Here is a 25,261-nt window from a genome sequence, read left to right as displayed (position 1 = left end):
GCTGGCGGCGGAGATGCTGGCCAAGACTCAGGGTGCGGCAAGACTCCGTCGCAGCCGCGTAATGGCTCCCGGCAAGCCGCGGACCTTCAGCACCCGGCCAGTCTCGTCGTACTCCTCGGACAGCACCCGCGCGCTGTCATAGACTTCGCCGATCAGCCCCTGCTTCGCATAGGGCAGCACCAGCACATCCTCCACCATCGCCGCCTCGAAGAACGCGATGATGGTGTCCCGCAGCGCGCTCACATCCTCGGGCGCGTGGGCGGAGAGCAGGATCGCGTCCGGATGCTTCTCGATCAGGGCAGCGCGCGTGGCGGCGTCCACCCGGTCCATCTTGTTCAGGACCAGGCGAGACGGCACCGCATCTGCCCCGATTTCGCGCAGCACGCTGCGGCTCACTTCAAGCTGTGCCTCATAGGTCGGGTCCGACGCGTCGACGACGAATAGCAGCAGCGAGGCTTCCAGCGCCTCCGCGAGGGTGGAGCGGAAGGAGGCCACAAGGTCGTGTGGCAGTTGCTTGATGAAGCCGACCGTGTCGGAGACGAGTACGCGGGGCCGCGTCTCGGGCTGCAGGACGCGGACGGTGGTGTCGAGGGTGGCGAACAGCTTGTCCTCCACCAGCACCTGGCTGCCCGTCAGCGCCCGCATCAGGGAGGACTTACCCGCATTGGTGTAGCCGACCAGCGCCACCCGTAGCTGGTCCCGCCGGCCAGTGCGGCGGTTGTCACTGTCGCGCTGCACCGCTTCCAGCTGGTCCTTCAGCTCGGAGATCCGGTCGCGGATCTTGCGGCGGTCGAGATCGAGGGTGGTCTCGCCGGCACCAGGCCCCTGCTGGCGCCCGCCGCCGCCGGAGGACTCGCGCAGGCGGGGCGCGACGTATTTCAGCCGCGCCATCTCCACCTGCAGCTTCGCCTCGCGCGTGTTGGCGTGGCGATGGAAGATCTCGACGATGACGCCAGTGCGGTCGAGCACCTCGGCGCCGGTCGCCCGTTCCAGGTTGCGGATCTGGCTGGGCGAGAGCTCGTGGTCGACTATCACGAAGTCGGGCTTGCGGCCGACGTCCGCGTCCGGCTCCGCTCTGATGGCCACTTCGGCGGCGCCGTCGAAGCGCTGCCGTGCCTTGGATCTCGGCGGCGGCGCCATCGAGCCGACTACGCCGGTGCCGCCAGTGAGCGCCGCCAACTCCGCCAGCTTGCCGCTGCCCAACAGCGACCCGGCGCCGGTGCCCTCGCGCCGCTGCGACACCGTGCCCACCACCTCGTAGCCGAGCGTCTTCACCAGGCGCCCCAGCTCCTCGAGGCTGGCTGCGTGCGCGACGTCATCGACCTCCGGCGTCTGGATGCCGACGAGGACTGCGAGTGGAATGGGCGGTTTGGTCTCCATGGCGGCGCAGTAGCACGGATCGCGCCGAAGCCTGGTACGTCCGCAATCTCTCTTCTGCCCTTCCACGAACCGAACGGTTCACGGTGTTCATCTCGAGAGAAGAGGGAGACGCGCCGCTGAGGGACGCCCAGAGGGGCTTAGGGATGGACGCAATGCCGCCGCCCGCGGGGCGCAGGCGGCGGCGGCGGCGGCGTCGGAGGGAGCGAAAGACGGATCAGGCGGCGATGCGGTAGACTGTGTAGGAGCCCCGCGCGCCCTCCTTGTTCGGGCCGACCTGGCGGATCCGCTCCAGCACCTCGACGGCGTGGCCCTTCTTCTTCAGTCCGGCGAAGAAGCCGCGCACCGTGTGCCGCGCCCAGCCCGTGCTCTCGGCGATCTGGGCGACCGTGGCGCCCTCGGGGCGGCGCAGCATGGCGAGCACCGCCTCCTGCTTGGTTCCCCCGCGCGGCTTGCGCGGCGCGCCCGCCTCGCGGGTCGGCTGGCCCGGCTTCGTGACGAGCGCGGCGCGCAGGGCTTCAATCGCGGTCGGCAGGTCGGTGCGTTGGTTTGTCTCGTCGTCCCAGGCATCCAGGACGCGCTGCGCGACCTTCCGCAGCGTCGCGTTGCGCGCCGGGCGCGGTGTTGCGAGGGCCTGGTCCAGCAGCGCCACGTCCTCTGTCCGGGCGGGGTAGAGGGCGGCCTCGGCGTTCGCCGCGGCGGGAGCCTGCGGCGGGGCGTCCTCCCCGCCCGTCGGCGCCGTGTCGGCAACCGCGGCGGGCTCGGCCGTCTCGACGTCGCCGTCGATGGGGCGGGGATCGACCCCGTTGCGCTCGTCGCGCGGCCGGGTGTCCTCGGGCTCCTCCTCGCCCTCCGGCGGGACGCCGATGGCGCGGAGCCCGGTCTCGGTGATCCGCAGCAGCCGGGTCCGGCCGTCGATCTGCCAGGCGTCACGGGCGTTGTAGGCGCTCGCGTGCTCGTCGCTGACCAGCCCCTGCTTGATCAGGGCCTTCGCCACCGTCTGCCGCGCCGCGGCGGGCAGGCGCTCGGGCGGGATGGCCAGCCGGTCGTCGCGCTGGCTCGCCTGGCTGAGGATGATCCGCTGGGTGTCGGAGAGCTTCATCTCGGGGCTCCTGGCTCCGCACCCGATGATCCGGGTGCTACTGCCCCGAGCCCCGTGCGGGGCGATGCGGCGCCGGACTGCGGCGCGTGACGCATGCTTCGCGCTGCGGCGGGGGCTGAGCCAAGCGCCATCGGCGCTGCGTTGATGGCGTTGTTCGAGGGATTTCGATCACATCATGATCGCCACCGCGCCGCCGGGCCGCGTGGCCTCGCAGCGCGAGGTGGCACGCCGCCTCGGCATCTCCCATACCGCCCTGCAGAAGGCCCAGCGCGCCGGCCGCATCGCGCCCGAGGCCGACGGCGCCTGGGACGTCCAGAAGGTCCGGGCACGGCTGGCGGACAGCAGCGATCCCGTCAGGAAGACGGCGACGCTCGTGCAGCAAAAGCCGGCACCATCTCGGCCAGCAGCGCCACGGCCGCCTGTCGCACCGATGCCGCAGGCAGCTGATCCGCTGCCGCGCGCCGCCCAGAACACGTTCCACGACGCGCGCACGGCGAACGAGGTGCTCAAGGCACAGGAGCGGCGGCTGCGGCTCGACGAACGCAAGGGCAAGCTGGTCGACAAGGCCCGGGCCCTGCTGCTGGTGCACCGCCTCGCCAAGGAGGAGCGCGACGCCATCCTCGCCTGGCCCGCCCGTGTCGCCGCCGAGATGGCGGCCGAGCTCGGCGTCGATGTGCATCGACTGCAGACCATGATGGACACCCGCCTGCGCCAGCACCTCGCCGCCCGCCACGATGTCCGGGTGCAGGTGTCGTGATGGCAGGCGAGCATCTGCTGGAGGAACTCGGCCGCTTCGAGGGTGACGCCGAGATCCTGCAGGCCTGGCGGGACGGCATGGCGCCCGAGCCGGCGCTGCTGGTTTCCGAATGGGCCGATCGCCACCGCCTGCTCGGTTCGCGGGGCTCCGCCGAGCCGGGACCCTGGCGCACGGCGCGCACGCCCTATCTGCGCGACATCATGGACGCGCTGTCGCCGGCCCATCCGGCACGGCGGGTGGTGTTCATGAAAGGGGCGCAGGTCGGGGGTACGGAGTGCGGCAATAACTGGATCGGCTATGTGATCCATCACGCGCCAGGGCCGATGCTTGCGGTGCAGCCGACCACCGAACTGGCGAAACGCTTCTCAGACCAGCGCATCGACCCGCTGGTGGAGGAGACGCCAGCGATCCGCGAGCGGGTCGCGCCGGCGCGGTCGAGGGATAGCGGCAATCGCCAGCTCAGCAAGGAGTTCCCTGGCGGCCAGCTGGTGATGACCGGTGCGAACAGCGCGGTCGGCCTGCGCTCGATGTCGACGCGGTTCCTGTTCCTCGACGAGATCGACGCCTATCCGGGTGACGTCGAGGGTGAGGGCGACCCGATCGCCCTCGCCGAGGCCCGCGCCCGGACCTTCGGCTGGCGACGCAAGATGCTGCTGGTCTCGACGCCGACCATCGCCGGGCTGTCGCGCATCGAGCGCGAATACCTGGCATCCGACCAGCGGCGCTATTTCGTGCCCTGCCCGCATTGCAGGGCGATGCAGTGGCTGCGCTTCGAGCGGCTGGTCTGGGATGAGGGCGCGCCCGACACGGCCAGATACCTCTGCGAGGCCTGCGACGTGCCGATCGGGGAACAGCACAAGGCGGCGATGCTGGCCGCGGGGGAGTGGCGGACCACAGCCACGCCGACGGACCCGCACGCCGTCGGCTTCCACATCTCGGCGCTCTATTCGCCGCCGGGCTGGATGCCCTGGTCGGAGATTGCCCGCCTGTGGCTCGCCGCGCAGGGTGACGACCGGGCGATCAAGACCTTCCGCAACACCGTCCTCGGCGAGACCTGGCAGGAGGCGGGCGAGGCGCCGGACTGGCAGCGGCTCTATGACCGCCGCGAGCACTGGCCGGCCGGCACCGTGCCAATGGGCGGGCTGCTGCTCACCGCCGGCGTCGACGTGCAGCGCGACCGCCTCGAGGCCTCGCTCTGGGCCTGGGGGGAGGACCGCCAGTCCTGGCTGGTCGAGCACCGCGTGCTGGCGGGGAACCCGTTCGAGGGCGCGGTGTGGGAGGAACTCCGGCGGCTGCTGGGCGAGACCTGGCGCCATGCCTCGGGTCATCGCCTGCCCATTGCCATGGCGGCGATCGACAGCGGCGATGGCATGACCACCGCCGAGGTCTATGCCTTCGTGCGGCGGGCCGGTGCGGGGCGCGCCATCGCGGTCAAGGGCCAGGACGGGCTGCGCGCCGCGATCGGCCAGCCCGCGGCGACGGAGGTGCGGCGCAACGGACGCAAGCTCGGCGGGCTGAAGGTCTGGCCGGTCGGCTCGTCCTTCCTCAAGGCAGAGACCTATGGCTGGCTGAAGCTCGACCGGCCCACGGAGGAGAGCGGCGATCCGTTCCTCGCCGGCTTCGTTCACCTGCCGATCCATGCGGCAGGGGAAGAATTCTGCCGCCAGCTCACCGCCGAACAGCTGGTTGCGCGCGCCGGTCGCAATGGCTTTCGCCGGCTCGAATGGGTGAAGACCCGCGAACGCAACGAGGCGCTGGACTGCCGCGTCTATGCGCGCGCCGCTGCGGCCGCGCTCGGCATGGATGGCTGGGGCGAAGGGCGCTGGGCGCGAATGGCCGACGCGCTGTCACTGCCGGCCGACGAACCATCGTCCGCGGCGGCGCAGGCATCGCCCGCCGCTGCACCGCCGACCCGCCCTCGTGCCTGGCTTGCCCCGCGCGGCGGCTGGCTGCGCTGACACTGGAGATCTCCATGACCGCCATCGTCCCGGTGCGCACCAGCATCGCCGCCGGCCAGGTGCTGAGCGGACCCGTCGCGAGCGTCGGCTATGGCGTCTGCCTGCTGCTGCTGCCCGCCGCCTGGACCGATGCGCCGCTCACCTTGCAGGGCTCGCTCGACGAGGGTGAGCCCGCGGCCTGGGCGGACCTCTACGACCACCTTGGCAACGAGGTGGTGCTGACGGTCGCCGCCGGCCGCGCGCTCACCCTGCCACCGACGCTGCTGCTCGGCTGGCGCTGGCTGCGCCTGCGCTCGGGTCTTGCCGCCGCGCCGGTGAACCAGGCGGCGGAGCGCCTGCTCACCCTCGGCATCCGGCCGCTCGCATGACCGCGCTGTTCCAGCACTACCTGCCGCCGACACCGGCAATGCTGCCCTACGTGTCGGGGCGGTTCTACGCCTCGCAGCATGCGCGCGCGGTCGGCGGCGCCGTCGCGATGACGGCGAACCGACTGTACTGCGTGCCCTATGTCCTCGCGCGGCCGGGCTTGTTCTCGGCCATGACGGTGAGCGTGACGACCGGCGCCGCGGGCGTCCTGCGTATGGCGCTCACCGCGGACAATGGTGCGGGCCGGCCGGGTGCGGTGATCGAAGAGCCGGTGGCGGATGCCGACACGTCTGCGGCCGGCAATGCGCTCTGCCCCTTCGCGCAACCGCGCTGGATCTCGGCTGGCGTCTGGTGGTTGCTGCTGTGCTTCTCCGGGGTGCCCTCGGTGCGCGGTACCAGCACGCAGGCGTTCAGCGGGGGGAACACGCTGTTGCTCGGCTCGGCCGCGGCGGATGGCGGCGCCGGGGGTGGCACGACCGGCAGCGAGAACGGGTTCTTCGCGGCGCTGACGCATCAGGCCGGTGTGCCGATCATGGCGAACCCGCCCACCGGGCTGTCGTATCTCGTGAACGCAGCGACGCCGCTGCCGACGCTGCGGGCCGCCTGATGGACCCCGCTGTTCTGGCCTGGGCGCTGGCGCAGCCGGCCAGCAGCCGCGCGGCAGTGCTGGCCGCGGCGTATACGGGCGGCACCACGCGCGTGACCTTCGACGGGCGCACCGTCGAGTATCGGAGCCTCGATGAGCTCGGCCGGGCGCTGGTGGTGCTGCGCGGCGCGGAGATAACGGCGGCGCGCCGTCCCGGCGTGACCTTCGCCAGCTTCTCACGCGAGGGAAGCAGGTGATGGGCCGGCTCCGGGATGCCTGGAACGCCCTGCGCGGCTATGCGGCGGCGCAGGACCACCGCGCCTCCGCCTGGGCGCCTTCTGGCGGCAGCGCCAATGCGGAGGTCGGCACCGCCGCGGCGACGGTCGCCCGCCGCGCTCGTGATGCCGTGCGCAACGACCCCTATGCCAGCCGCATCGTCGATCTATGGACCGGCAATGCGGTCGGCGCCGGTATCACCACCCGCTGGCCGGACGATGCGCATGGCCGCGCCTGGCAACGCTGGGCAGAGAGTACCGCCTGCGATGCTGAGGGCCGGCTCGATCTCTACGGCCTGCAGGCGTTGGTGATGCGAGCGGTGGTCGAGAGCGGCGAGTGCTTCGTGCGCTTCGTGATGGTGGCGCCCTCGGCCGCCAATCCGATCGGCCTGCGGCTGCAGGTGCTGGAAAGCGACCATCTCGACACCGCGCGGAACGGCATGGTGGATGGCGCGCCGACCATCCAGGGCATCGCCCTGGGCGAGGCCGGCGAGCCGGTCGGCTACTGGCTGCATCGCGTGCATCCGGGCGCCGCCTGGATCCTGCCGGGGGCGACCTGGCAGAGCAGCCAGCGCATCCCGGCCGGCGACGTGCTGCACGTCTATCGCAAGCGCCGACCAGGCCAGCTGCGCGATGTCTCCTGGCTCGCGCCCATCCTCCTTCGCCTGCGCGACCTCGGCGACTACGAGGCCGCCCTGCTCATGAAAGCCAAGATCGAGGCCTGCCTCGCCGCCGTGGTGACGGAGGAGGGCGACGAGGCGCTGACTGGCGCCGCCACCGGCCTGCTACGGGATGCGCAGGGCCGGACGGTCGAGAGCTTCGAACCTGGGATGATCCTGTATCGCCGCGGCATGGGCAGCGTGGAGGTGGTGAACCCCTCGGGCGGCGGATCGCATGCAGCCTTCGCCCGCCGCGCGCTCGAGGCCGCCGCGGTCGGCGCCGGCCTGACCTACGACCAGGTTTCCGGCGACCTGACGCAGGCGAACTACTCCTCGCTCCGTGCCGGCAAGATCGAGTTCCGCCGGCTCTGCGAGCAGGTCCAGTACGGCATGCTGATCCCGATGCTGGTGCGGCCCATCGCGGACCGCTTCCACGCCCAGGGCGCGCTGCTCGGGCTGTGGGGCGCGGAGATGCCGGACGGCGTCAGCCACGTCCCGCCAGCGCACGAGATGATCGACCCGCTCAAGGACACCACGGCGCTGATCGCCCAGGTGCGCGCCGGCTTCGTGCCGCAGCCTGAGGCAGCCGGCGCCTTCGGCTACGACTTCCGCGCTGCCGTGGAGATGATCCGCGAGGCCAACGCCCTGCTCGACGAGGCCGGCATCTCGCTCGACACCGATCCGCGCCGTGTCGCGAAGTCCGGTGCGGCGCAGGACGCTGCGCAGATGGCTGCCGTCGAGATCGCCGCGACTGGCCCCGCGGCCCCGCAGCGCGAGACCCCAGCACAAGGCTGACCATGACCGAACCCATCGAACCGGGCGTCAGCAATGCCGCGCCGGAGCCTGCTGCTGCGCCCACCGCGGCGGACGTTCCGCTCGTGGCGCAGCGCGCCATCACCGCGCCTGCCACCGTCGATCGCGCCGCTCGTACGGTCGAGGTGGTGTGGTCGACCGGCGCCCGTGCCCGCAACTTCGTCCCCGCCCTCGGCCTGATCACCGAGGAGCTGGAAATGTCGCCCAACGCGGTGCGCATGGACGCGCTGCGCTCCGGCCGCGCCCCGGTGCTCGACACCCACCGCCGCGGCGGCGCGCGCGACGTGCTCGGCCGCGTCACCGCCGCCCGCCTCGAGCGCGGGCGCGGCTATGCCACGCTGCAGTTCTCGACCGCCGCGGACGTCGAGCCGATCTGGCAGCGCATCGCCGACGGCACGCTGCGGGCAGTGAGCGTCGGCTACCGCGTGCACCGCTACGAGCCGCGGCCCGACGCCGCCACCGGCGAGACCGTCCACCGCGCGGTGGATTGGGAACCCTTCGAGATCTCCGTCGTGCCGGTTCCCGTGGACCGCGATGCGGCGGTGCGTGGTGAGGCGCCGCAGGGCGCGCCCGCCATCGCGATCGAGCCCGCCCTGCCTGAAGAGGATACCCCCATGCCCGAGACGACGCCGGAAGCCCCGGCCGCCCCGGCGCCGTCCGCGCCGCCCACCCCGCCCCAGGAGCCGACTGTGACCACCACGCCCGAGCCGACCCGCGCCGCACCCGCACAGGCCGTGCCGGCGCCCGATCTCGACGCCGTCCGCGCCGAGGCCCAGCACGCCGAACGCGAGCGCATCGCCGGCATCGACGCCGCCGTCGAGGCGGCCCGCGCGCTCCTGCCGGCGGACCGCATCACCCCGGTGCGTGCTGAGGCCATCGCCCAGGGCTGGACCGGCGACCAGGCCCGCCGCGCCCTGTTCGACGCCCTGGTGGCGCAGGGCCCGCGTCCCTCGATCCCCGTGCGGCCTGAGACCGGCGCCAGCCACGACGACCCGGCCCAGATCCTCGACGCCATGGCCGAAGCGCTCGCCGCACGGGCCATGCCCGGCTACCAGCCGCGGGGCTCCGGCTGGCACGCCGAGTTCATGGGCTGGCGTCCCTCCGACATGATCGGCGAGCTGCTGCGCGCCCGCGGCGAGCGCAGCGTGCCCCGCAACCCGGCCCTGCTCGCCGAGCGCGCCTTCCACACCAGCTCCGACTTCCCGCTGCTGCTCGCCGCCGCCGCCAACAAGATGCTGCTCGCCGCCTACCAGCCGGCGCAGCCGACCTACCGCCAGATCTTCCTCCGGCGCGACTTCCGCGACTTCAAGCCGCACCGGCACCTGCGCATCGGCGACTTCCCGACCCTGCTGCCGCTCGCCGAGAATGGCGAGATCCAGGTCGGCACCATGTCTGAGAGCCAGGAGATCGTCCTGCTGCAGACCTTCGCGCGGCGTATCCGCGTGACGCGGCCGATGCTGGTCAATGACGATCTCGGCGCCTTCACTGACTTCGCCGCCGCCATCGGCCGGCGCGTCGCCGAGTTCGAGAACGCCACGGCCTACAACCTGCTGAACAGCGCCAATGGTGACGGTCCGACGCTGACCACCGGCACCGCGCCGGTGTTCGCCACCGGTGCCGCGCGGGCCAACAAGGCCAGCACCGGCACGGTGCTCGACACCTCGACCATCGGCGCCGGCCGCACCGCCATCATGAAGCAGCGCACGCTGGACGGCTTGCCCATCTCCATGGGGCAGACCATGCGCCTGCTGGTCGGGCCGAACCTCGAGCTCGCCGCCCGCCAGGCGACGGTGGTGGTGCAGGCGAGCGAGATCGGCAAGGCGAACGTCTTTGCCGGCTTCGTGCAGCCAGTGATCGAGCCGCTCATCCAGGCGAACCGCTGGTACCTGTTCTCCGACCCGGTCGCGGCACCCGTCTATGTCTATGGCTATCTCAACGGCGCGGAGGGGCCGCAGGTCACCACCGGCCCGGTGCAGGGCGCGGACGGCGTCGAGGTCAGCGTGATCTTCGACTTCGGCGTCGGCGCCATCGACTGGCGCGGCGCCTGGTTCAATCCGGGCACCTGATCGCCAGCGGCGCGCCCCGCCTCAACTGCTCGGCGGTGCTGGGTGGCGCCGGCCAACGACGTACCGCACCCCGTCCCGGCCGATCGCCTCGGCATGAGGCCGGCCGCTCTCCATCACGAAGACATCGCCGGCCCGATAGGTCCGGCTTTGTCCGTCGGCGGACAGCGTGATCTCACCGTCCAGCACCAGCGCCCGTACATCGAACGGATGGGCGTGCTCCGGTGTTGGCGGCGCGTGCGGCACCGATTTCGTCGCTACCTCGCTGAACCCGTCGCGGTGCAGCGTCGCCTCGAACTCTGCCGCCTCCATCCTCGCCTCCTATCCTCACCCTTGAGGCGCCGAGCCTAGCCGCAGCATCGCGCTCGCCGCCAGCGGCGCCTGCGATGGGCCGGCATCGGCGCTCGACCTCGGAGATCCGACATCATGCGCAACTACGTGCAGCCCGGCGATAGCCTGGCGCTGGCCGTCCCCTATGCGGGCGGCGTCACCTCCGGCCAGGGCGTCCTGGTCGGGGCGCTCTTCGGCGTCGCCGCCGTCGATGGCGTGCAGAACGCCATCATCGAATGCCAGACCAAGGGCGTGTTCGACATCACCAAGGAGCCAGCGCTGGCGATTACGGCCGGTGCGCGCCTCTTCTGGGACAACACCAACCGTCGCCTCACCACCACCGCCACCGGCAATTTCCAGGTAGGCCTCGCCACGGTGGCGGCGCTCGCCGCGGACACCACCGTCCGCGCCGTGCTGCTGCGCGTCCCGGCGTCCGGCACATGAGCGTCGTCATGCTGCCGCCGCGCGATCGGGCGCGCCTTGAGGGCGTGCATCGCGACTTGGTCCGCGTCGTCGAGCGCGCCCGCCAGGTGGTGCCCTTCATCGTGACCGAGGGCCTGCGCACGCGCGCGCGGCAGGCGGAGCTCGTGGCGCTCGGCGCCTCGCGCACCATGAACAGCCGGCATCTAACCGGCCACGCCGTTGATCTCGCCTACTGGCTGGATGATGGCGACGGCGCCGTGGAGCAGGGCGAGGTCCGCTGGGATTGGCCCCTCTATGAACAGATCGGCGCGGCGATGAAGCGCGCCGCCAAGGAGCTTACGGTGCCGATCGTCTGGGGCGGCGACTGGGCATCCTTCCGGGACGGGCCGCATTTCGAGCTCGACCGCACGGCGTATCCGTGATCGGCACGACCATTCTGGCGCTGCTCGGCCGGCATGCGCTGGCGATCGGTCTCGCGGCGACCTTCGCCGCCACTGCCCTGACCGCCTGGCATTTCTGCGCCCAGCGTGATGCCGCGCGCCTCGACGCGGCGATGGCCAGCCGCGCGGCGGAAGCGAATGCCGCTGCGCTCGCCCAGGCCACTGCCGAGCACGCCCGCCACATCGCCGCGCTGACCGGCGAGGCCGAGCGCGCCCGCGCCCAGGCCGTGCGCCTTGGCGCCAACCTGGAGGCCCTCCGCCGTGATCCGAGCCATGCCGCCGGCGCTGCCCCTGTGCTGCGCGATGCTGTTGAGCGCCTGCGCGCCGGCCGCACCGCGGGAGATCCGGCTGCTGCCGCTCCGTCTCCCTGACGCGCTGCTGGCCTGTGCTGCGGCACCGGCACTGCCAGCCACGCACGACCTGACCCAGGGGCAGGTGGCGGAGCTGCTGCTGGCCTATGACGCCGCCCACGCCGACTGCGCCGGGCGACTGGCCGCGGTGCGGCGGCTGAACCCCGCCGACGGGGGCGAGCAGTGAGCGCCTTCGCCGACGCGATGGCGGCCCTGGTGGCGGATCCGAACCTTGGCGTCGAGGCAGTCTACCGGCAGGGCAGTACGGGCGCGCCGGTCAGCCTCCGTGTCCTGCGCTCCTCCCCGGATCGCGTCGCCGACGCCTTCGGCACCGAGATCCTCTCGGCCGCCGACATCCTCTCGGTCGCCATCGCCACGCTGCCCGACCTCGCCGCCGGCGACAGCTTCGCCCTTGGCGCCGACCTGCTCACCGTCACCCATGCCGAGCGCGACGCCTCCGGCACCGCCTGGCGCGTGCTCTGCCAGCGATAGGAGCCCCACCCTATGCCGCAGAACGCCCTCACCCTGCTGGAGATCCTCCGGGACCTCCTGCTCGGCGCCGCGGCCGGCCTCGCCGGCGGCTTCGTGCGCTGGAACAACCCCGAGCGTCGGCGCTTCGGCTGGTGCCTGGCCTGGGAGGTCCCCTCCGCCGCGCTGGTCGGCAGTGCCGGCTATGCCCTCGGCGGCTTCCTCGAGTTCAACGAGTACGGTCGGTTCCTCTTTGCCTTCGTGTTCGGCTACCTCGGCCAGGCGGCGCTGCATGACCTGGCCGTCGCCATCATCCGTCACCGCACCGGCCTGCCGCCGGGCGATGGGGCGTGAAGCTTACCGCCATCGTCGGTGATCTGCGCAAGGCGCTGGCCGAGGAGGTCCGCGCCGGTGAGCGTGCCGCCTCCCGCGCTGTGCGGGACGAGACCGATGCGCTGAAGCAGGAGCTGCGCCAGCAGGTGACCGGCTCGCTCGGCGGCAAGGCGCGCGGCATCGCCAATGCCTGGCGCTCCCAGGTCTATCCGCGGACCGGCGTGTCGATGCGCGCGGCGGGGCTGGTGTGGAGCAAGACGCCGATGGTGATCGACGCCTTCGAGCGCGGCGCGCTGATCCGGCCGAAGGGCTGCGGCAGGTTCCTGGCGATCGCCACGGGCTTCAACGCGCCGCGGGGCTGGCGGGGCCGTGGCGACAAGGGGCTGCGCGTCACGCCGGCGCAGATGGTCGCCTCCGGCCAGGGTTTCCTGCGCCCCTTCAAGTCGGGACGGGGCTTCGTCTGGTGCCTGCCGCTGCGCCAGGGCGAGCAGACCGGCCGGCGCCGCCGCACGCGCCTCATCGCAGGCGGCGTGGCGGAGGTCGGCACTGCCAACCGCAAGGGCCGTGAGGCCTGGGCCCGCGGGCTGCTCGAACGGGGAATGGTGCCGATGTTTCTCCTCCTGCCACAGGTGAAGCTGGCCAAGCGGCTCGACGTCCAGGGCGCCTCGCTGCGCGCCCTGCGGCGCCTGCCGCGGCGCTTTGTGGCAGCCTGGGAAGCTGAAGCGGCGCGGAGCGCAGCATGATGACGCGGCGCATGAGCTTCCTCCTCATCGCCGGCCTCGCCCTGCTCGGCTGGACCAGCATCGCCTTCGGCCTGGCGCTCACCTGGATCGCCGGTCGCTTCTTCGCGACGCTGTTGGGCTGGGCATGAGCATCCGCGAGACCGCTTTGGCCGCGCTGTATGCCCGTCTGGCGACGGCACTGGCCGCGCGCAGCCCGGCGCCGAAGGTGCTGCGCAACGAGACGGTACCGCAGCGCCTGCCGGCCGGCGGGCTGGTGGTGGTGCGCGATGGCGAGACGGTGGAGGAGACACCGATCCTCTCGCCGCTCGCCTGGGGGGTCGAGCACCGCGCCGAGGTCGAGGTCGTCGCCACCACTGGCGCGCTGCTTGATGCCCTGCTGGTCGACATTGCGGCCGCGATTTCCGGCGACCTCACCCTCGGTGGTGCGGTGGAATGGGCGCACCCCGGCGCGCCGTCCTTCGACGATGCCGAGACCGAGGGTGCCGCCGCAGCGCGCGCGGCCTCCATCCCCGTCACGCTGTTCTTCACCGTCGCCGGCTCGCCGCTGGCCTGATCCCGCTCCCGGAGACGCTCAATGCCCCGTGCCATCGGCGCGAATTCGCGCCTGCTCATGATTCCCGAGGTCACCTATGGCACCGCGCCGGGCGGCAACTGGCGGCGCGTGCCCTTTCTCTCCTGCAACCTCGGGGCCGAGCAGCCGCTGCTAGACGCGGACGTCATCGGCCTCGGCGGCAATCGGGATCCAGCCGCGCCATTCTTTGACACGGTGACGGTCGAAGGCGACGTCGTCGTCCCGGTCGACCTGGTCAACACCGGCCACTGGCTGCGCCTGCTGCTCGGCGCGCCGACGACCACCGGCACCAATCCGAACTACACCCACACCTTCGGCTCGGGGGCGGCGACGCTGCCGTCGCAGGCGATCGAGATCGGCTATCCGGATGTGCCGAGCTATGACGTCTGCACCGGCATCCGCGCGGACGCGCTGGAGATCGACTTCTCGCCCACCGGGCCGGCGACCGCGACGATCAAGCTGATAGCGCAGGGCTCGTCGCGTTCCGGCTCCTCCTCCGGCGGCACCCCGGTCGCCGCCGCCTACACAGCCTTCCACAAGGCGCAGGGTTCGATCAGCCGTGCTGGTTCCGCCCTGGCCCAGGTCACCGGCGCGCGGTTGAACTACAGCAACAGCGTCGAGGCCGTGCGCACCATTCGCCCTGACCGCAAGATCGAAGGCGCCGATCCCGGCATTGCGCGCGCGACCGGCCAGATCACCGCGCGTTTCGCGGACACCACGCTGCTGACGCAGGCGCAGAACGGCACCGCGGCGGAGTTCGCCTTTGCGTTCACCATCGACGCCAACCGCAGCCTCACCTTCACGCTGCACGAGGTCTACCTGGCACTGGCGAAGACCCCGATCGAGGGGCCGGCGGGCGTCGAGGCGAGCTTCGAGTTCCGTGCGGCCTTCAACGCCACGGCGACGCGCATGATGACCGCCGTGCTGAAGAACCAGCAGGCGGGGACCGAGTACGCGTAGCGCCTTAAGCACAGATGCGCAGGCCGTGAACGCATAGGATGGAGAATTCGGCATCAGTGTTTTCGCAATGACGGCGAGCGCCCGCGAATTCAGTGCCCTGCGGTTCGCGAGAACACATTCATGATGATCACGCCGACGACGATAAAGCCTATGCCGAGCCAAGCGGCAATATCGAGCGCCTGTCGAAGCACAATGACGCTTATGACGGCGGTCAGAATGATTCCCAGTCCCGCCCAGATCGCGTAGGCGATGCCGAGCGGCAGGACCTTCAGGGCCTGCGACAAGGCGAAGAACGACGCCACGTAGCAGAGGGCCATGGCCGCGGTCGGCCAAGGCCGGGTGAATTGCGCTGATTTCTGCAGGAAGGTTGAACCGCTCACCTCCAGCACGATGGCAAATGCAAGGGCGATGTACGCGGTCATGATAGGCGGCATGCGCGGCTTCCAATTTGTCGTTCGGAGCCGGCCACTGGGGGTCCAAAGCGCCATTCCCGAACGGATCAGGTTGACGCCGAGGCAGAGAAGAACCCGTCTCAGACAGGCGCAGGAACCACCACCCTGCACCTCTATTTACGGCGGGGGCACTCATACAGGAATGCATGCACCAGGCAAGTGAAAGCCGAGGATATTTACCTGACGTACGAGGCAACTCTGCCATTCGCTGCCTCAGCATAATCTTTCTGGCGTCGGCTGCATTCTTGTGAGCAAGCCGATTCAGATCCTTTCCCAAGGATACGAAATCCCATGCTGACTCTTGACCTCCCGGCCGAGCCATACTGGCTCGACCTACCGCGTGGCGTGCGCGTGGAGATCCGGCCGGTGACAACCGCTGTCATGGCCGCGGCCCAGGCCGCTGCCGCGCGCCAGCTCGCCGCGATCCGCATCGCCGACCCGGACCTTGACCCCGACATGTCACGCGGCCTGTCCTTCGCCTTCCTCGTCAAGGCGCTGGCCCGCCATGCGGTGACGGCCTGGGAGGGCATTGGCGACGCCGCCGGCAAGCCGCTGCTGCTCTCATCCGAGGCAGTCGAGCGCCTGATGGACCTCGACGACATCGCCGCTGCCTTCTGGGACCGCGCCACCGCCCCCGTCGCAGCGGTGGCCGCCGAGGGAAACGGCTGAGGGCCCGCGCAGCCTGGCACTTCGGCCGCGGGCCCGAGTATTGCCGTGGCTGCGCCGCCCTCGCGCGCGACTGCGGTGCTGCGTGTCCCTATGCCTCGCATGCGCCGACCAGCCTTGAGGGGCACGCCTGCTGGTCCGCCGGCACCGCTTGCGCCGAAGCCACCATGACGGGCCTGACGCTCGACACTGCGGGCGCGCTCGCCGCGGCGCGCGAGATGAGCGCGGGGGGCTGGGCCGCAGCCGAGCTGCTGCTCGCCATCCGCATCGGCATGGCCGAGGGCGCTGCCGCCCGCCGCGACGGGGAGACCAAGCCCGATGGCTGACGCCACCCGCCGCGTCTCCGTCCGCCTCTCGCTGGATGATGCCGCCCGGGTCAAGGCCGGGCTGCGCGAGGTTGGCGAGACCGGTCAGCGCTCCCTCGACCAGATCAAGGGCGGCGCCGAACGCGCCTCCCGTTCGCTCGACCTGCTCGACCTCGCCACGCGCGGCATCCAGCTCGCCGGCGTGGCGGTCGCGGCCCGCGCCCTGGTCCAGGCCGGCGACGCGCTCACCCAGAGCCTGTCCCGCCTGCAGAATGCCACCGGCTCGGTCGAGCGCGCCGGGCAGGTCTACGAGGCGCTCTACCGCAACGCGCTGTCCACCGGCGTCGCCGTCTCCGAGAGCGTCGACGCCTTCCAGCGCTTCTCGATCGCAGCACGGGAGATCGGCGCCACCTCCGACCAGGTGGTCCGCCTGGTCGGTGGCCTGCAGCGCGTGGCCATCGTCTCCGGCGCGTCGACCCAGGAGATCTCCTCCGCCACCCTCCAGCTCGCCCAGGCGCTCGCCTCCGGCGTGCTGCAGGGTGACGAGCTGCGCTCCATCCTCGAGGCCATGCCGCTGCTGGCCGAGGGTCTCGCCCGCGAGCTCGGCGTCTCGATCGGCGAACTGCGCAAGCTCGGCTCCGAGGGCAAGCTCACCGCCGAGCGGGTCTTTCCGGCGCTGCTGCGCGCCACCGAGCGTCTCGGCGCCGAGCTCGACAAGGCGCCGCTCTCCCTCGGTCGCGCCTTCGGGCAGCTGACGGCGTCGACCGAAAACTTCCTCGGCCAGCTCGACCGCGCGATTGGCCTGTCCAACACCCTGGCCCGCGCCCTGTCGGCCGCAGCCCGGGCGGTGGACGGCGTGCGCCAGGGCGCCGGCCTGCTCAGCGAGGAGGAGCGCTTCGCCGGCATGCGTCGCCAGGCTGAGGCGCTGGCGGCGCAGATCGCGCGGCTGGAGAGCGAGAATGACGGCCGGCCCAGCCTCACCGCCCAGACCCGCCGCGGCAGCATCCGTCCCGGCCTGGTCGGTGCCGCCGAGCAGCAGGCCGGGGTCGATCGCACCGCCCGGCTGGAGGAGCTGCGCCGGCAATACGCGGAACTCCAGGCCGAGATCAGCCGCGGCGAGCAGGCCGCCGGCGAACGCCAGCGGACTGAGCAGGAGACAGCGGCCACTGCCGCAGCCGAGGCCCGCCGCCGCCGCGCCTCCCAGGACGTCCAGGAGCTCACCCGCGACCTCGACGACCGCTTCCGGATCAACCGGGAATACGAGGAACGCGTCCGCCGCCTGCGCGAGGCTGAGGCGGCCGGCGGGGTCACCGCCGCCGAGCGCACGCGCCTCGAGACCCTGGCCCTGCAGGAGCGCGACGAGGCGTTGCGCAGGCTGGAGCCGCGCGTCGCCGCGATCCGCCGCGCCAGCACCGAGGGCGCACGGGAGGCGCGCGAGGCGGAGCGCGAGCTCAACGAGCTGCTGCGCGAGCGCGAGCGGCTCATCCAGAACAATGAGACGGCCTATGAGCGCTACCAGCGCCGCCTCGGCACCCTGTCCAGCCTGGTGGAGCGCGCGGAACGGGCCGGCCGGGCGGTGCCCGACGAGACCATCCAGCGCGAGGCGGTCGCGGCGATGGAGGAGCTGGAACGGGCGGAGGAGCGTGTGCAGCGCGGCGCGGAACGCACCTCCGATACCGTCCGCGAGCTCGGCCTGACATTCTCCAGCGCCTTCGAGGACGCCATCGTCAAGGGCGAGAAGCTCTCCAAGGTCATGCAGGGCCTGTTGCAGGACATCGCCCGCATCATCGCCCGCAAGACGATCACCGAGCCGCTGGGCAATGCCGTCTCTACCGGGCTCAACAGCCTCGGCGCCAGCAGCTGGATGGATGGGATCGGCTCCTGGCTCGGTGGGCTCTTTCGGGCCGAGGGCGGTCCGGTCGCCGCCGGCCAGCCCTATATCGTCGGCGAGCGCGGGCCGGAGTGGTTCGTGCCGGATCGCGGCGGCACGGTGCTGCCGAACGGCACCGCGCCGGCCGGCGCCTCCATCACCACCAACATCACCATCGATGCCCGCGGCGCCGATGCCGGCGTCGAGGTCCGGCTGCGCATGCTGTCGGGCCAGATCGCCCGGCAGGCTTCCGCCATGACGCTGGATGCCATCCGTCGCGGTGGCGCGGCCTACAAGACCGTCCGCGGCTAGGGGGCGCCATGATCGAATATGCCTGGCCCGCCTCGCTGCGGCCCTCGCGGCTGAGCTTCTACCTCCAGCACAACACGCTGCGCTTTGCCTCGCCGATCAACCGCGTGACGCAGGTGATACGGCGCGAGGGCGCGCGCTGGATGGCGGAGGCGACGTTCGATCCATTGGATCGGGTCCGTGCCGGCGTGCTGGAGGGGCTGCTGGCGGCGCTGGCCGGCTCCGCCAACACGGTGCGCATCTGGGACTGGCGGCGCGAATACCGCACTGGCGATCCGCGCAGCCAGGGCGATGTGCCGACCGGGCCGTACTCCTTCTCCGACAGCACGATCTTCACGGATGGCACGGGGCTGGTGGTGGGCTCGGGCACCCCGGCGCTGGCGGCCGGTGCCACCCGCGGGGCGCTCAGCATCCAGACCCAGGGCTGGTGGCCGAACGCGGTGGCGGTTGGCGCCGGCGACCATATCGGCCTTGCCGGCCGGCTCTACATGGCGACCGAGACGATCACCGCCTCCGGCAGCGGCACCGCCACCATCCCGATCGGCCCACCGCTGCGGGCGCCGGCCGCGGTGTCGGAACCGCTGGTGCTGACCCAGCCGACCGTGGCGATGCGGCTGGTCTCCGACGACGAGGGCATCAACCCCACCCGGCCGGGGCGCTTCACGGCCATCACCATCCGCCTGGAGGAGGCGCTCCCATGACGGACGGTATTTCGGCGACGCCGCGCCTGTCGCTCCAGGCGGCGGCCGCGGCCACCGCGCCGGTCGCCACCCCTATCATCCTGGTCGATCTCGACTTCGCCTCCGGTCCCTTTCGTGCCTGGACCGGGCTCGGTCAGCTGCACTGGGCCGGGATGGTGTTCGAGGGGGTCGGATCGCTGGGCGCCGTCGGCGAGATCGAGGAGACGACGGAGATCCGCGCCGTGCAGCTGACCTTGGCACTCTCGCCGGTGCCGCAGACGGTCGTGGACATCGCGCTGGCCGAGCGGAGCTTTCGGCTGCGCACCGCCCGGCTCTGGGGCGGGCTGCTCGATGCCGAGGGCGCCTTTGTCGCCGACCCCTTTCCGCTCTGGGCCGGGCTGATGGACACGATGGAGGTGGTGGACGGCGCCGAGCCGCGCGTCTCGCTCACCTGCGAAAGCCGCCTCGTGGACCTCGAGCGCGCCGAGGTGCGTCGCTACACCGATGCCGACCAGCAGGCCGAATACCCGGGCGATCGCTTCTTCGAGTTCGTCCCGGCGCTGCAGGAGGCGCAGATCAGCCTGCCGGCGTCGTGACGCGGAGCCCTGATTGGCCTGGCCGGCTGGCAGCCCTGCTGTCGGCGGCCGAGGCGCGCGCCTTTGACGCCCATCGCTGGAACTGCGGGCGGTTTGCCCTGGCCGCGGTGGAGGCGGTGACCGGCACTCGGCCGAGGGTGCGTATCCTGCCGGACCTCGAGGCCACTGCCGACAGCGCTGGCTTCCCGCGCATCCCGCCGGCCTTTGCCCGCGCCGGCGACGTCGTCCTGGCGGGCGACCCGCCGCGGCTCGGCGTGGTCGTCGATGGCGGCCGTGCTGCCTTCGTCGGGCCGCGCGGGCTGGTGCGCCAGCCGCTCAATACCTGCACCGTCGGTTGGAGGATCGGCTGACATGCCCGCTGCCGTTCCCCTGATCGCCGTGGTCGCCGGCGGCATCGCCTCGGCCGCTGTGGGTGGCGGCATCATCGGCGCGGTGGTCGCCGCTGGCGCGGCCTTCGTCGTCTCATCCATCGGCCAGGCGATCTTCCCGACCAAGAAGGCCGCCTCCACCACCGCCGCGGCCATCGCCGCCGACACCCTCACCACCACCGCCACGACGCGCACCCAGTCCTTCCGCCAGGCGATCACCGAGCACCAGATCGTCCTCGGCCGGGTCAAGGTCGGCGGGCCCATCGTCTTTCTGCACTCGGCGACTGACGATGCCGGGCGGGATGATGGCTATTTCTATTCCGTCGTCGTGGTGGCGGCCCATCGCGTGCGCGGCATCGGCGAGGTCTGGCTCGGCGACAAGGCGGAGACCGATGCCAGCTTCGCAGGCCTCGTCCGGGTCGATCGGCATCTGGGCGAGCCCGACCAGACAGCCGACGCCAATCTGGTGGCGGAGACCGATGGCAAATGGACGGCGGCGCATCGCGGCCAGGGCCGTGCCTACATCGCCGTCCGGCTCAAGATCACAGCCGAGGCCTTTCCCTCCGGCCCACCGAACATGGCCGCCCTCGTCGAGGGTGCTGACACCATCCTCGATCCGCGGACGGGCATCGTCGGCTGGTCCGACAACCCGGCGCTCTGCCTCGCCTGGTACATCACCGCCTCCTTCGGCTGGCGGGCCAGTTGGGATGACATCGACATCCCCTGCCTGATCGCCGCGGCGAACATCTGCGACGAGATCATGGGCACGGCCGCCGGCACCGCCGAGCGGCGCTATACCTGCAACGGCACGCTCTCGCTGGCCGAGGGCAAGATCGCCATCACCGAAAAACTGGTCGCGGCCATGGCCGGCGCGTTGGTGGTCTCGGGCGGGCGGTTCTTCATCCATGCGGGTGGGCCGGCGCTGCCGGTGGCCACGCTCACCTCGGACGATTTGCGCGGCGACGTCACCATCCAGGGCAGTCGGGCGCGGCGGGACCTCTTCAACGGGGTGCGGGCCGTCTATGTCGAGCCCTCGGCCAATTGGCAGCCGACCGACGCGCCGCCGCTGCTCGCCAGCAACTACGTCGCCGAGGATGGCGGCGAGGCCATCTACACCGACCTCGAATTCCCGCTGACCACCTCCGTCTCGACCGTGCAGCGGCTGATGAAGGTCGCGCTGGAGCGCAACCGGCGACAGCGGACGGTGGCCTTTCCCGCAAAACTCTCGGCGCTGCGGCTGCGGCCCTGGGAGGGGGCGACCGTGGCCCTCGACCGGCTGGTCCCGTTCCCCGCCCGGATCACCGGCTGGAGCCTCGCCCAGGATGGTGGCGTCGATCTGGTGCTGGCCGAGGAGGATGCCGCAGTCTGGAATTGGGATCCGGCCGTGGATGAGCGCGCCACCGGCGACAGCCCCTCCGTCGTGCTGCCCAATCCGGGGCGCATCGCCACACCGGCCTGGATCAGCGTCGAGACGCCGCAGGGCAGCGCCTTTGCGGTGCTGTCCATCGCCTGGGCGCCGGTCGCGAGCGCCCATCTCGCCGGCTACGAGGTCCAGTTCATGCCGGCCTCCGTCGCCACCTGGCAGGGCTACGGGGCGGGGCTCGGCGCCACCGCGGCAGGCATTCCGACCGCGGAGCCGACCGCCTTCCGGGCGCGCGCGGTGGCGCGCAGTGGCGCGGTGTCGGGCTGGCGCGAGGCCCTGGTGCCGGCCGCCGCTTCGGCGCCCACGGCGACCGGGATCGCCGGAGGGGTGCGGCTGTTTGGCAGCTTCCCGGCCGACGCCGTCCGGCTGCAGGTCTTCGAGGCCAGCAGCAACAGCCTGGCCGCCGCCGTGAAGCTCGCGACCGAGCCGACCAGCCTCTTCTGGGACCGCACCGGCCTGACCACCGGCCAGACCCGCTGGTACTGGCTGCGCAGCGTCTCGGCCGAGGGCAATGTCTCAGCCCTGGCCGGCCCGGTCTCCGCCACCGCCCTTTGATCGGAGCCAGCCATGGCCGCCCGCATCGATGACCTGATGGTCCTCGGCCAGAACATCTCCAAGACCGATCTGGCGAAGTATCTCCGCGACCGCGAGGCGGTGATGCCGCGCGACTTTGGCGGGCTGGGCGATGGGGCTGCCAACGACCGCGCGGCCATCCAGGCCTGCTTCGACAGGGCCGCGGCCGACGGCAAGCTCGCCGTCATCCCGACCGGCACCTGGAACGTCGATGCCGGCGTCACTCTCGGCGGCGGCGCTCGCGGGCTGATCATGCAGGGCGTCATCCAGTACACCGGTGCTGCCAATGCGTCGGCCACCGTCCTGACGCTGGGCGACGGCGGCACCATCCGCAATGGCGAGAAGCTCTACCTCAACCTCCAGGTCGCGCGGCAGATCCAGTCGGACTGGGCCAGCGAGGCCGATATCGGCATCGTCGCGCGCAACCTCGATTCCTCGCTGCTCGACCTCCGCCTGGTCTCAGGCTTCTGCATCGGGCTGCGCACGCTGGGCGACGGCCGCGGCTTCGAGGACAGCACGATGATCCTCGGACGCATCCTGAACAACCGCTACGGCCTCGATGTCCACTGCGCCACGGCGACGGCCTGGAACACCTCGATCCGCTACTATGGCGGCCACTTCGCCTGCGCCACCGGCATCAACGCGACCGCCGACCGCTATGGGGTGCGCTTCTCGCGCCAGGCTGGCGCCTACAACAACCACAACCGGCACATCTTCGATGGGCCGAATTTCGAGCTGCGGCAGCTCGATCCCAACGCCGCCATCCCCTTCCTGAACGAGACCAGCGGCACCGCCATCATCGCCCGCGGCATGCGGATGGAGGCCTGCTCGCCAATCGCTGCCCGGCACACGGCCGCAGCCACGGACTGCGAGTACGAGGTGGCCTGGTCCAACACCTATCAGGTCGGGATCGACTACACCGCGACGGCAAGCCGGGCCGGCAATGCCGTCTACAACCGCCACCGGGCGCCGGCCTCGCGGCTGACGCGGCTGCTGGCCAATATCCCGAACCTGCGGGCGGCGGCCTTCCGATACAGCAACACCGAGATCGGGGTGGAGGGTGCCTGCGTCATCGCCACCTCCACCACCACCGAGACCACCATGGCGGGGCTGTCCTGGAGCGGGCTGGACGGCATCGCAGGCACCGGCCGGGGGTTGCTGCTGAACGCCAATCGTGGGGTGGCCTTCGTGGTGCAGACGACGCACGCGAAGGAATTCGCCCTGGCGCACTGGCTGGCGGATGGCGCTGATGGCGGGCGGCTCTGCGTCCGCTGCTTCGACGGCGCGGGGAACATCCGGGAGGACCAGGCGGAGGACGTGCTGGCCTCCGGCACCACCATGCAGTGGGTCGTCGCCTCCAAGAGCTGGCAGGCCGGCGCGGTGATGCAGGACAGCTCGCTGAACCGGCGGCAAACGATCCGGCTGGGGCCGAGCGTGGCCTTTGCGCAGATTGGGATCATCGGCTTTGACGGGCAGATCGATCTCGAGGCGCTGCGGCTTTACGGCCTGCCGGAGGATGCTCCGTCGATCCTCTATGGCTGCCCCTCGCTGCCAGTGGGCGCGCGGACGCTGGCGCTGGAGACCAGCTGGGATCTGCCGAGCCTGGCCGCGGGTGCGACGGCCAATGTCGACGTCACGGTGCCTGGGGCGCGACGCGGGGACTTCGCCGATGCGTCGCTCGACACCAGCAGCATTGCCTTTGTGCTGGACTGCCATGTCTGGTCGAACAACAGCGTGCGCGTGACGGCGCGCAACGTCAGCGCCTCGACGGTGGATCTCGCCGCGGCGCCGCTGGCGGTGCAGGTCACGAAGCGGCGCGTCGCCTGAAAGCTCCGTTCGCAGGGATGCAGGGGCCGATCAATTTGCCAGGAACTTCACCTGGGGTGTCGGATCTTCGCCCGCGGCGACGGCCGTTTGTGCTTCGATATCCACCCGCTGGCGCTCAGAGAGATAGAGAAGTACCTTCGCGCCAAACGCCCCCTCGCCGAATGCAATGAAGATCCGCAAGCGACGGAACGTTTCCGGAACGGCCTCGGATCGATGCGGTGCCTCCACCTCCTGCTGATCGGCATCGGCCATGAAGACGGCATTGATGCCGGAGACTTGTCCAAGCTGGCCCGCGAGCGCCTCCCCTACGCGGTCGCGCCATGCTCGCAGCCGACACAATCGCGAATGCAGAACGCCCCCCCGGGGCCGGCGCAAACTGGCCCGCATAGCCCGGACCGTGGCGGCGCTGCTGTGCGCTCCAGTCAGACTCATGAAGTTCCCGGCTCAGTCCGATCTAGTCCTTCGCCCCGTATCTGACGAGGAGACTCCCGGCCAGCATGCTGATGCCGATCGCGAGAAGGAGCGGGCCGGTGATTCCTTCGGGGATCAGACCCGACGCTGTGGACACTGAAATCAGCATCAGACTGAATTCGCCTCCGTGACCGAGAATGATGGCCGCCCTCCAGGCGGCCTGCCCTCGTTCGCCGGACCATGACGCCAGAAGCGCCACGACCACTGCCTTGCCCATGAAGAGAATGGCTAGCCAGACCAGCACGGTCGGCCAGGTCGATGAGAAGATGCCGAGCGGCATCTGCGTGCCGATGCCGATGAAGAAGATGCCCACGAAGAGATCGCGGAAGGGACGGATTTCCTTCTCGACGACATGGCGCGCATCGCCTTCGCCGATGATCATTCCGGCGGCAAAGGCCGCGAGCGCCGGTGAGAGTCCGGCGGCTGTGGCCGCGATCGCCGACCCCAAGGCGATTGCCAGCGCGAGAAGCTGCGCCAGTTCGGGATCGCCTCGCGCGGCTGTCCATCCGGCGATTGTCTGAAGCGGGCCGCGTGCGACGAACAGGGCCGCCACAAGCGCCGCCGCGCCCCCGATCACGGTCGCCACGCCAAGTCCCTCGGCCGCGCCGGACGTCGCGTCGTGCAGCAGCAGAAGCGCAACCGCCGCCAGGTCCTGAAACAGCAGCACGGAAATCGCGAGGCGCCCCGGAGCGGTGTTGAGGGCGTTCACGGAAACAAGCACCTTGAGACACATGGCCGTGGACGACATCGCGACCGCCCCGCCCATGAGGATCGCGGGCACAGGTGCCAGTCCGTACATCAACCCTGCCGGGATCGCGACGAGCAGGGTCGTGACCACAACCTGCGCCGCACCGATCCCGAACACGTGACGTCTTAGCGAGGCGAGCTTCTCGAAGGAGAATTCGAGCCCGAGCGCAAACAACAGAAAAACGACACCAAGCTCGCCGATGGAGGTGAGCGCTTCGCTCTGGGCCAGCACGCCGCTTCCGGCCGGCCCGATCAACACGCCTGTGCCGATGTATCCGACGATGCTCGGCACGCCCGCGCGGGCGCAGATCGTCACGAGGACGAATGCGGCGAAGACCAGCAATGCGGCGCTTTCAAGCAGCCCGGTCACGCCATGCATGCCGTTCCCCTGTGTCGCCTG

30 protein-coding genes are annotated in these 25,261 nt (G+C 71.2%); 24 read left to right on the top strand and 6 right to left on the bottom strand.

From position 1 onward, the window contains the following. Positions 1-27 precede the first annotated feature (27 nt). Together hflX and KPL78_RS26600 are read right to left on the bottom strand one after the other, a co-directional pair. Entirely contained in the window at positions 28-1,380 is a 1,353-nt protein-coding gene (gene hflX, locus KPL78_RS26605; protein WP_219766097.1) for a GTPase HflX, read from the bottom strand. 214 nt (positions 1,381-1,594) lie between these two features. Then, a complete protein-coding gene (locus KPL78_RS26600) occupies positions 1,595-2,479 on the bottom strand; it encodes a DUF3489 domain-containing protein (protein WP_219766095.1) in 885 nt (294 codons plus the stop codon). 175 nt (positions 2,480-2,654) lie between these two features. Here KPL78_RS26600 and KPL78_RS30530 point away from each other — a divergent pair, with 175 nt between their 5' ends. From KPL78_RS30530 to KPL78_RS26565, 7 genes are read left to right on the top strand one after another with little or no spacing between them, the layout of a single operon-like run. After that, complete coding sequence (locus tag KPL78_RS30530) at positions 2,655-3,236, top strand: elements of external origin (RefSeq protein WP_255569481.1); 582 nt, start codon at positions 2,655-2,657, stop codon at positions 3,234-3,236. Continuing rightward, positions 3,236-5,194 (top strand): phage terminase large subunit family protein, encoded by a 1,959-nt coding sequence (locus tag KPL78_RS26590; RefSeq protein WP_219766094.1) that lies wholly within the window; start codon positions 3,236-3,238, stop codon positions 5,192-5,194. Before KPL78_RS30530 ends, KPL78_RS26590 begins: the two co-directional genes overlap by 1 nt. Before the next feature lie 14 nt (positions 5,195-5,208). Continuing rightward, on the top strand, positions 5,209-5,562 hold the full coding sequence (locus KPL78_RS26585; protein ID WP_219766092.1) for a hypothetical protein: 354 nt from the start codon (positions 5,209-5,211) through the stop codon (positions 5,560-5,562). After that, positions 5,559-6,167: a hypothetical protein gene (locus KPL78_RS26580; RefSeq protein WP_219766090.1), complete on the top strand. Its 609-nt coding sequence runs from the start codon at positions 5,559-5,561 to the stop codon at positions 6,165-6,167. The genes KPL78_RS26585 and KPL78_RS26580 overlap by 4 nt, the downstream gene beginning before the upstream one ends. Next, positions 6,167-6,403 (top strand): phage head-tail joining protein, encoded by a 237-nt coding sequence (locus KPL78_RS26575; protein WP_219766088.1) that lies wholly within the window; start codon positions 6,167-6,169, stop codon positions 6,401-6,403. The genes KPL78_RS26580 and KPL78_RS26575 overlap by 1 nt, the downstream gene beginning before the upstream one ends. Then, positions 6,403-7,875, top strand: a complete 1,473-nt coding sequence (locus KPL78_RS26570) for a phage portal protein (RefSeq protein WP_219766086.1) — start codon at positions 6,403-6,405, stop codon at positions 7,873-7,875. Before KPL78_RS26575 ends, KPL78_RS26570 begins: the two co-directional genes overlap by 1 nt. A gap of 2 nt (positions 7,876-7,877) precedes the next feature. Continuing rightward, positions 7,878-9,959 (top strand): prohead protease/major capsid protein fusion protein, encoded by a 2,082-nt coding sequence (locus tag KPL78_RS26565; RefSeq protein WP_219766084.1) that lies wholly within the window; start codon positions 7,878-7,880, stop codon positions 9,957-9,959. A 21-nt stretch (positions 9,960-9,980) separates the two neighbouring features. Here KPL78_RS26565 and KPL78_RS26560 read toward each other — a convergent pair whose 3' ends face one another. Continuing rightward, complete coding sequence (locus KPL78_RS26560) at positions 9,981-10,268, bottom strand: cupin domain-containing protein (protein ID WP_219766082.1); 288 nt, start codon at positions 10,266-10,268, stop codon at positions 9,981-9,983. Between the two features lie 114 nt (positions 10,269-10,382). Between KPL78_RS26560 and KPL78_RS26555 the strand changes: the two genes are divergently transcribed. The 9 genes from KPL78_RS26555 to KPL78_RS26515 all read left to right on the top strand — a co-directional run bounded on the left by KPL78_RS26555 (position 10,383) and on the right by KPL78_RS26515 (position 14,574). Then, a complete protein-coding gene (locus KPL78_RS26555; RefSeq protein WP_219766080.1) occupies positions 10,383-10,730 on the top strand; it encodes a DUF2190 family protein in 348 nt (115 codons plus the stop codon). Next, positions 10,727-11,131 carry a M15 family metallopeptidase gene (locus tag KPL78_RS26550; protein WP_219766079.1) on the top strand — a complete coding sequence of 135 codons (405 nt, stop codon included), beginning with the start codon at positions 10,727-10,729 and terminating at the stop codon, positions 11,129-11,131. The genes KPL78_RS26555 and KPL78_RS26550 overlap by 4 nt, the downstream gene beginning before the upstream one ends. After that, positions 11,128-11,520 (top strand): hypothetical protein, encoded by a 393-nt coding sequence (locus tag KPL78_RS26545; RefSeq protein ID WP_219766077.1) that lies wholly within the window; start codon positions 11,128-11,130, stop codon positions 11,518-11,520. Before KPL78_RS26550 ends, KPL78_RS26545 begins: the two co-directional genes overlap by 4 nt. After that, positions 11,459-11,686 carry a hypothetical protein gene (locus tag KPL78_RS26540; RefSeq protein WP_219766075.1) on the top strand — a complete coding sequence of 76 codons (228 nt, stop codon included), beginning with the start codon at positions 11,459-11,461 and terminating at the stop codon, positions 11,684-11,686. The genes KPL78_RS26545 and KPL78_RS26540 overlap by 62 nt, the downstream gene beginning before the upstream one ends. Continuing rightward, positions 11,683-11,991, top strand: a complete 309-nt coding sequence (locus tag KPL78_RS26535) for a head-tail joining protein (RefSeq protein ID WP_219766073.1) — start codon at positions 11,683-11,685, stop codon at positions 11,989-11,991. Before KPL78_RS26540 ends, KPL78_RS26535 begins: the two co-directional genes overlap by 4 nt. A 12-nt stretch (positions 11,992-12,003) precedes the next feature. Next, positions 12,004-12,321 (top strand): phage holin family protein, encoded by a 318-nt coding sequence (locus KPL78_RS26530; RefSeq protein ID WP_219766071.1) that lies wholly within the window; start codon positions 12,004-12,006, stop codon positions 12,319-12,321. Then, entirely contained in the window at positions 12,318-13,043 is a 726-nt protein-coding gene (locus tag KPL78_RS26525) for a DUF6441 family protein (RefSeq protein ID WP_219766069.1), read from the top strand. Before KPL78_RS26530 ends, KPL78_RS26525 begins: the two co-directional genes overlap by 4 nt. Before the next feature lie 124 nt (positions 13,044-13,167). Next, a complete protein-coding gene (locus tag KPL78_RS26520; RefSeq protein WP_219766068.1) occupies positions 13,168-13,596 on the top strand; it encodes a hypothetical protein in 429 nt (142 codons plus the stop codon). A gap of 21 nt (positions 13,597-13,617) precedes the next feature. Continuing rightward, complete coding sequence (locus KPL78_RS26515) at positions 13,618-14,574, top strand: phage tail tube protein (protein WP_219766066.1); 957 nt, start codon at positions 13,618-13,620, stop codon at positions 14,572-14,574. Between the two features lie 89 nt (positions 14,575-14,663). Here KPL78_RS26515 and KPL78_RS26510 read toward each other — a convergent pair whose 3' ends face one another. Beyond that, the gene (locus tag KPL78_RS26510; protein WP_219766064.1) at positions 14,664-15,008 is read right to left on the bottom strand and encodes a DMT family transporter; all 345 of its coding nucleotides are present in this window, start codon (positions 15,006-15,008) and stop codon (positions 14,664-14,666) included. Positions 15,009-15,317: 309 nt separating this feature from the next. Between KPL78_RS26510 and KPL78_RS26505 the strand changes: the two genes are divergently transcribed. From KPL78_RS26505 to KPL78_RS26470, 8 genes are all read left to right on the top strand, one after another. Next, the gene (locus KPL78_RS26505; protein WP_219766062.1) at positions 15,318-15,695 is read left to right on the top strand and encodes a phage-derived protein YdaY family protein; all 378 of its coding nucleotides are present in this window, start codon (positions 15,318-15,320) and stop codon (positions 15,693-15,695) included. Positions 15,696-15,859: 164 nt separating this feature from the next. Beyond that, entirely contained in the window at positions 15,860-16,018 is a 159-nt protein-coding gene (locus KPL78_RS26500) for a hypothetical protein (RefSeq protein WP_219766060.1), read from the top strand. Then, positions 16,011-18,179, top strand: coding sequence for a tape measure protein (locus KPL78_RS26495; protein ID WP_219766058.1), 2,169 nt, complete (start codon positions 16,011-16,013; stop codon positions 18,177-18,179). Before KPL78_RS26500 ends, KPL78_RS26495 begins: the two co-directional genes overlap by 8 nt. Positions 18,180-18,187: 8 nt before the next feature. Continuing rightward, on the top strand, positions 18,188-18,877 hold the full coding sequence (locus KPL78_RS26490; RefSeq protein WP_219766056.1) for a hypothetical protein: 690 nt from the start codon (positions 18,188-18,190) through the stop codon (positions 18,875-18,877). Next, complete coding sequence (locus tag KPL78_RS26485; protein WP_219766054.1) at positions 18,874-19,452, top strand: hypothetical protein; 579 nt, start codon at positions 18,874-18,876, stop codon at positions 19,450-19,452. Before KPL78_RS26490 ends, KPL78_RS26485 begins: the two co-directional genes overlap by 4 nt. Next, entirely contained in the window at positions 19,449-19,802 is a 354-nt protein-coding gene (locus KPL78_RS26480; protein WP_219766052.1) for a DUF6950 family protein, read from the top strand. The genes KPL78_RS26485 and KPL78_RS26480 overlap by 4 nt, the downstream gene beginning before the upstream one ends. A gap of 1 nt (position 19,803) precedes the next feature. After that, entirely contained in the window at positions 19,804-21,798 is a 1,995-nt protein-coding gene (locus tag KPL78_RS26475) for a phage tail protein (protein WP_219766050.1), read from the top strand. A 12-nt stretch (positions 21,799-21,810) separates the two neighbouring features. After that, positions 21,811-23,643 carry a hypothetical protein gene (locus KPL78_RS26470; RefSeq protein ID WP_219766048.1) on the top strand — a complete coding sequence of 611 codons (1,833 nt, stop codon included), beginning with the start codon at positions 21,811-21,813 and terminating at the stop codon, positions 23,641-23,643. Between the two features lie 30 nt (positions 23,644-23,673). Here the strand turns inward: KPL78_RS26470 and KPL78_RS26465 are convergent, their stop codons facing one another. After that, the gene (locus tag KPL78_RS26465) at positions 23,674-23,895 is read right to left on the bottom strand and encodes a hypothetical protein (protein ID WP_219766046.1); all 222 of its coding nucleotides are present in this window, start codon (positions 23,893-23,895) and stop codon (positions 23,674-23,676) included. 202 nt (positions 23,896-24,097) lie between these two features. Further along, positions 24,098-25,240: a cation:proton antiporter gene (locus tag KPL78_RS26460; RefSeq protein ID WP_219766044.1), complete on the bottom strand. Its 1,143-nt coding sequence runs from the start codon at positions 25,238-25,240 to the stop codon at positions 24,098-24,100. Positions 25,241-25,261 lie beyond the last annotated feature (21 nt).

The sequence above is a fragment of the Roseomonas alba genome (genome assembly GCF_019430885.1).
GTDB lineage: Bacteria > Pseudomonadota > Alphaproteobacteria > Acetobacterales > Acetobacteraceae > Neoroseomonas > Neoroseomonas alba.
This window is presented reverse-complemented; position numbering and strand designations above follow the sequence as displayed.

Excerpts from the sequence above, each read along its gene's own strand:
- KPL78_RS26555 (WP_219766080.1), top strand. The coding sequence starts at position 10,383 with ATGCGCAACTACGTGCAGCCCGGCGATAGCCTGGCGCTGGCCGTCCCC.
- KPL78_RS26590 (WP_219766094.1), top strand. The coding sequence starts at position 3,236 with ATGGCAGGCGAGCATCTGCTGGAGGAACTCGGCCGCTTCGAGGGTGAC.
- KPL78_RS26500 (WP_219766060.1), top strand. The coding sequence starts at position 15,860 with ATGACGGGCCTGACGCTCGACACTGCGGGCGCGCTCGCCGCGGCGCGC.
- hflX (WP_219766097.1), bottom strand. The coding sequence starts at position 1,380 with ATGGAGACCAAACCGCCCATTCCACTCGCAGTCCTCGTCGGCATCCAG.
- KPL78_RS26465 (WP_219766046.1), bottom strand. The coding sequence starts at position 23,895 with ATGGCCGATGCCGATCAGCAGGAGGTGGAGGCACCGCATCGATCCGAG.
- KPL78_RS26485 (WP_219766054.1), top strand. The coding sequence starts at position 18,874 with ATGACGGACGGTATTTCGGCGACGCCGCGCCTGTCGCTCCAGGCGGCG.
- KPL78_RS26515 (WP_219766066.1), top strand. The coding sequence starts at position 13,618 with ATGCCCCGTGCCATCGGCGCGAATTCGCGCCTGCTCATGATTCCCGAG.
- KPL78_RS26575 (WP_219766088.1), top strand. The coding sequence starts at position 6,167 with ATGGACCCCGCTGTTCTGGCCTGGGCGCTGGCGCAGCCGGCCAGCAGC.
- KPL78_RS26530 (WP_219766071.1), top strand. The coding sequence starts at position 12,004 with ATGCCGCAGAACGCCCTCACCCTGCTGGAGATCCTCCGGGACCTCCTG.
- KPL78_RS30530 (WP_255569481.1), top strand. The coding sequence starts at position 2,655 with ATGATCGCCACCGCGCCGCCGGGCCGCGTGGCCTCGCAGCGCGAGGTG.
- KPL78_RS26510 (WP_219766064.1), bottom strand. The coding sequence starts at position 15,008 with ATGCCGCCTATCATGACCGCGTACATCGCCCTTGCATTTGCCATCGTG.
- KPL78_RS26495 (WP_219766058.1), top strand. The coding sequence starts at position 16,011 with ATGGCTGACGCCACCCGCCGCGTCTCCGTCCGCCTCTCGCTGGATGAT.
- KPL78_RS26520 (WP_219766068.1), top strand. The coding sequence starts at position 13,168 with ATGAGCATCCGCGAGACCGCTTTGGCCGCGCTGTATGCCCGTCTGGCG.
- KPL78_RS26550 (WP_219766079.1), top strand. The coding sequence starts at position 10,727 with ATGAGCGTCGTCATGCTGCCGCCGCGCGATCGGGCGCGCCTTGAGGGC.
- KPL78_RS26490 (WP_219766056.1), top strand. The coding sequence starts at position 18,188 with ATGATCGAATATGCCTGGCCCGCCTCGCTGCGGCCCTCGCGGCTGAGC.
- KPL78_RS26585 (WP_219766092.1), top strand. The coding sequence starts at position 5,209 with ATGACCGCCATCGTCCCGGTGCGCACCAGCATCGCCGCCGGCCAGGTG.
- KPL78_RS26580 (WP_219766090.1), top strand. The coding sequence starts at position 5,559 with ATGACCGCGCTGTTCCAGCACTACCTGCCGCCGACACCGGCAATGCTG.
- KPL78_RS26565 (WP_219766084.1), top strand. The coding sequence starts at position 7,878 with ATGACCGAACCCATCGAACCGGGCGTCAGCAATGCCGCGCCGGAGCCT.
- KPL78_RS26470 (WP_219766048.1), top strand. The coding sequence starts at position 21,811 with ATGGCCGCCCGCATCGATGACCTGATGGTCCTCGGCCAGAACATCTCC.
- KPL78_RS26475 (WP_219766050.1), top strand. The coding sequence starts at position 19,804 with ATGCCCGCTGCCGTTCCCCTGATCGCCGTGGTCGCCGGCGGCATCGCC.
- KPL78_RS26570 (WP_219766086.1), top strand. The coding sequence starts at position 6,403 with ATGGGCCGGCTCCGGGATGCCTGGAACGCCCTGCGCGGCTATGCGGCG.
- KPL78_RS26505 (WP_219766062.1), top strand. The coding sequence starts at position 15,318 with ATGCTGACTCTTGACCTCCCGGCCGAGCCATACTGGCTCGACCTACCG.
- KPL78_RS26460 (WP_219766044.1), bottom strand. The coding sequence starts at position 25,240 with ATGCATGGCGTGACCGGGCTGCTTGAAAGCGCCGCATTGCTGGTCTTC.
- KPL78_RS26560 (WP_219766082.1), bottom strand. The coding sequence starts at position 10,268 with ATGGAGGCGGCAGAGTTCGAGGCGACGCTGCACCGCGACGGGTTCAGC.
- KPL78_RS26600 (WP_219766095.1), bottom strand. The coding sequence starts at position 2,479 with ATGAAGCTCTCCGACACCCAGCGGATCATCCTCAGCCAGGCGAGCCAG.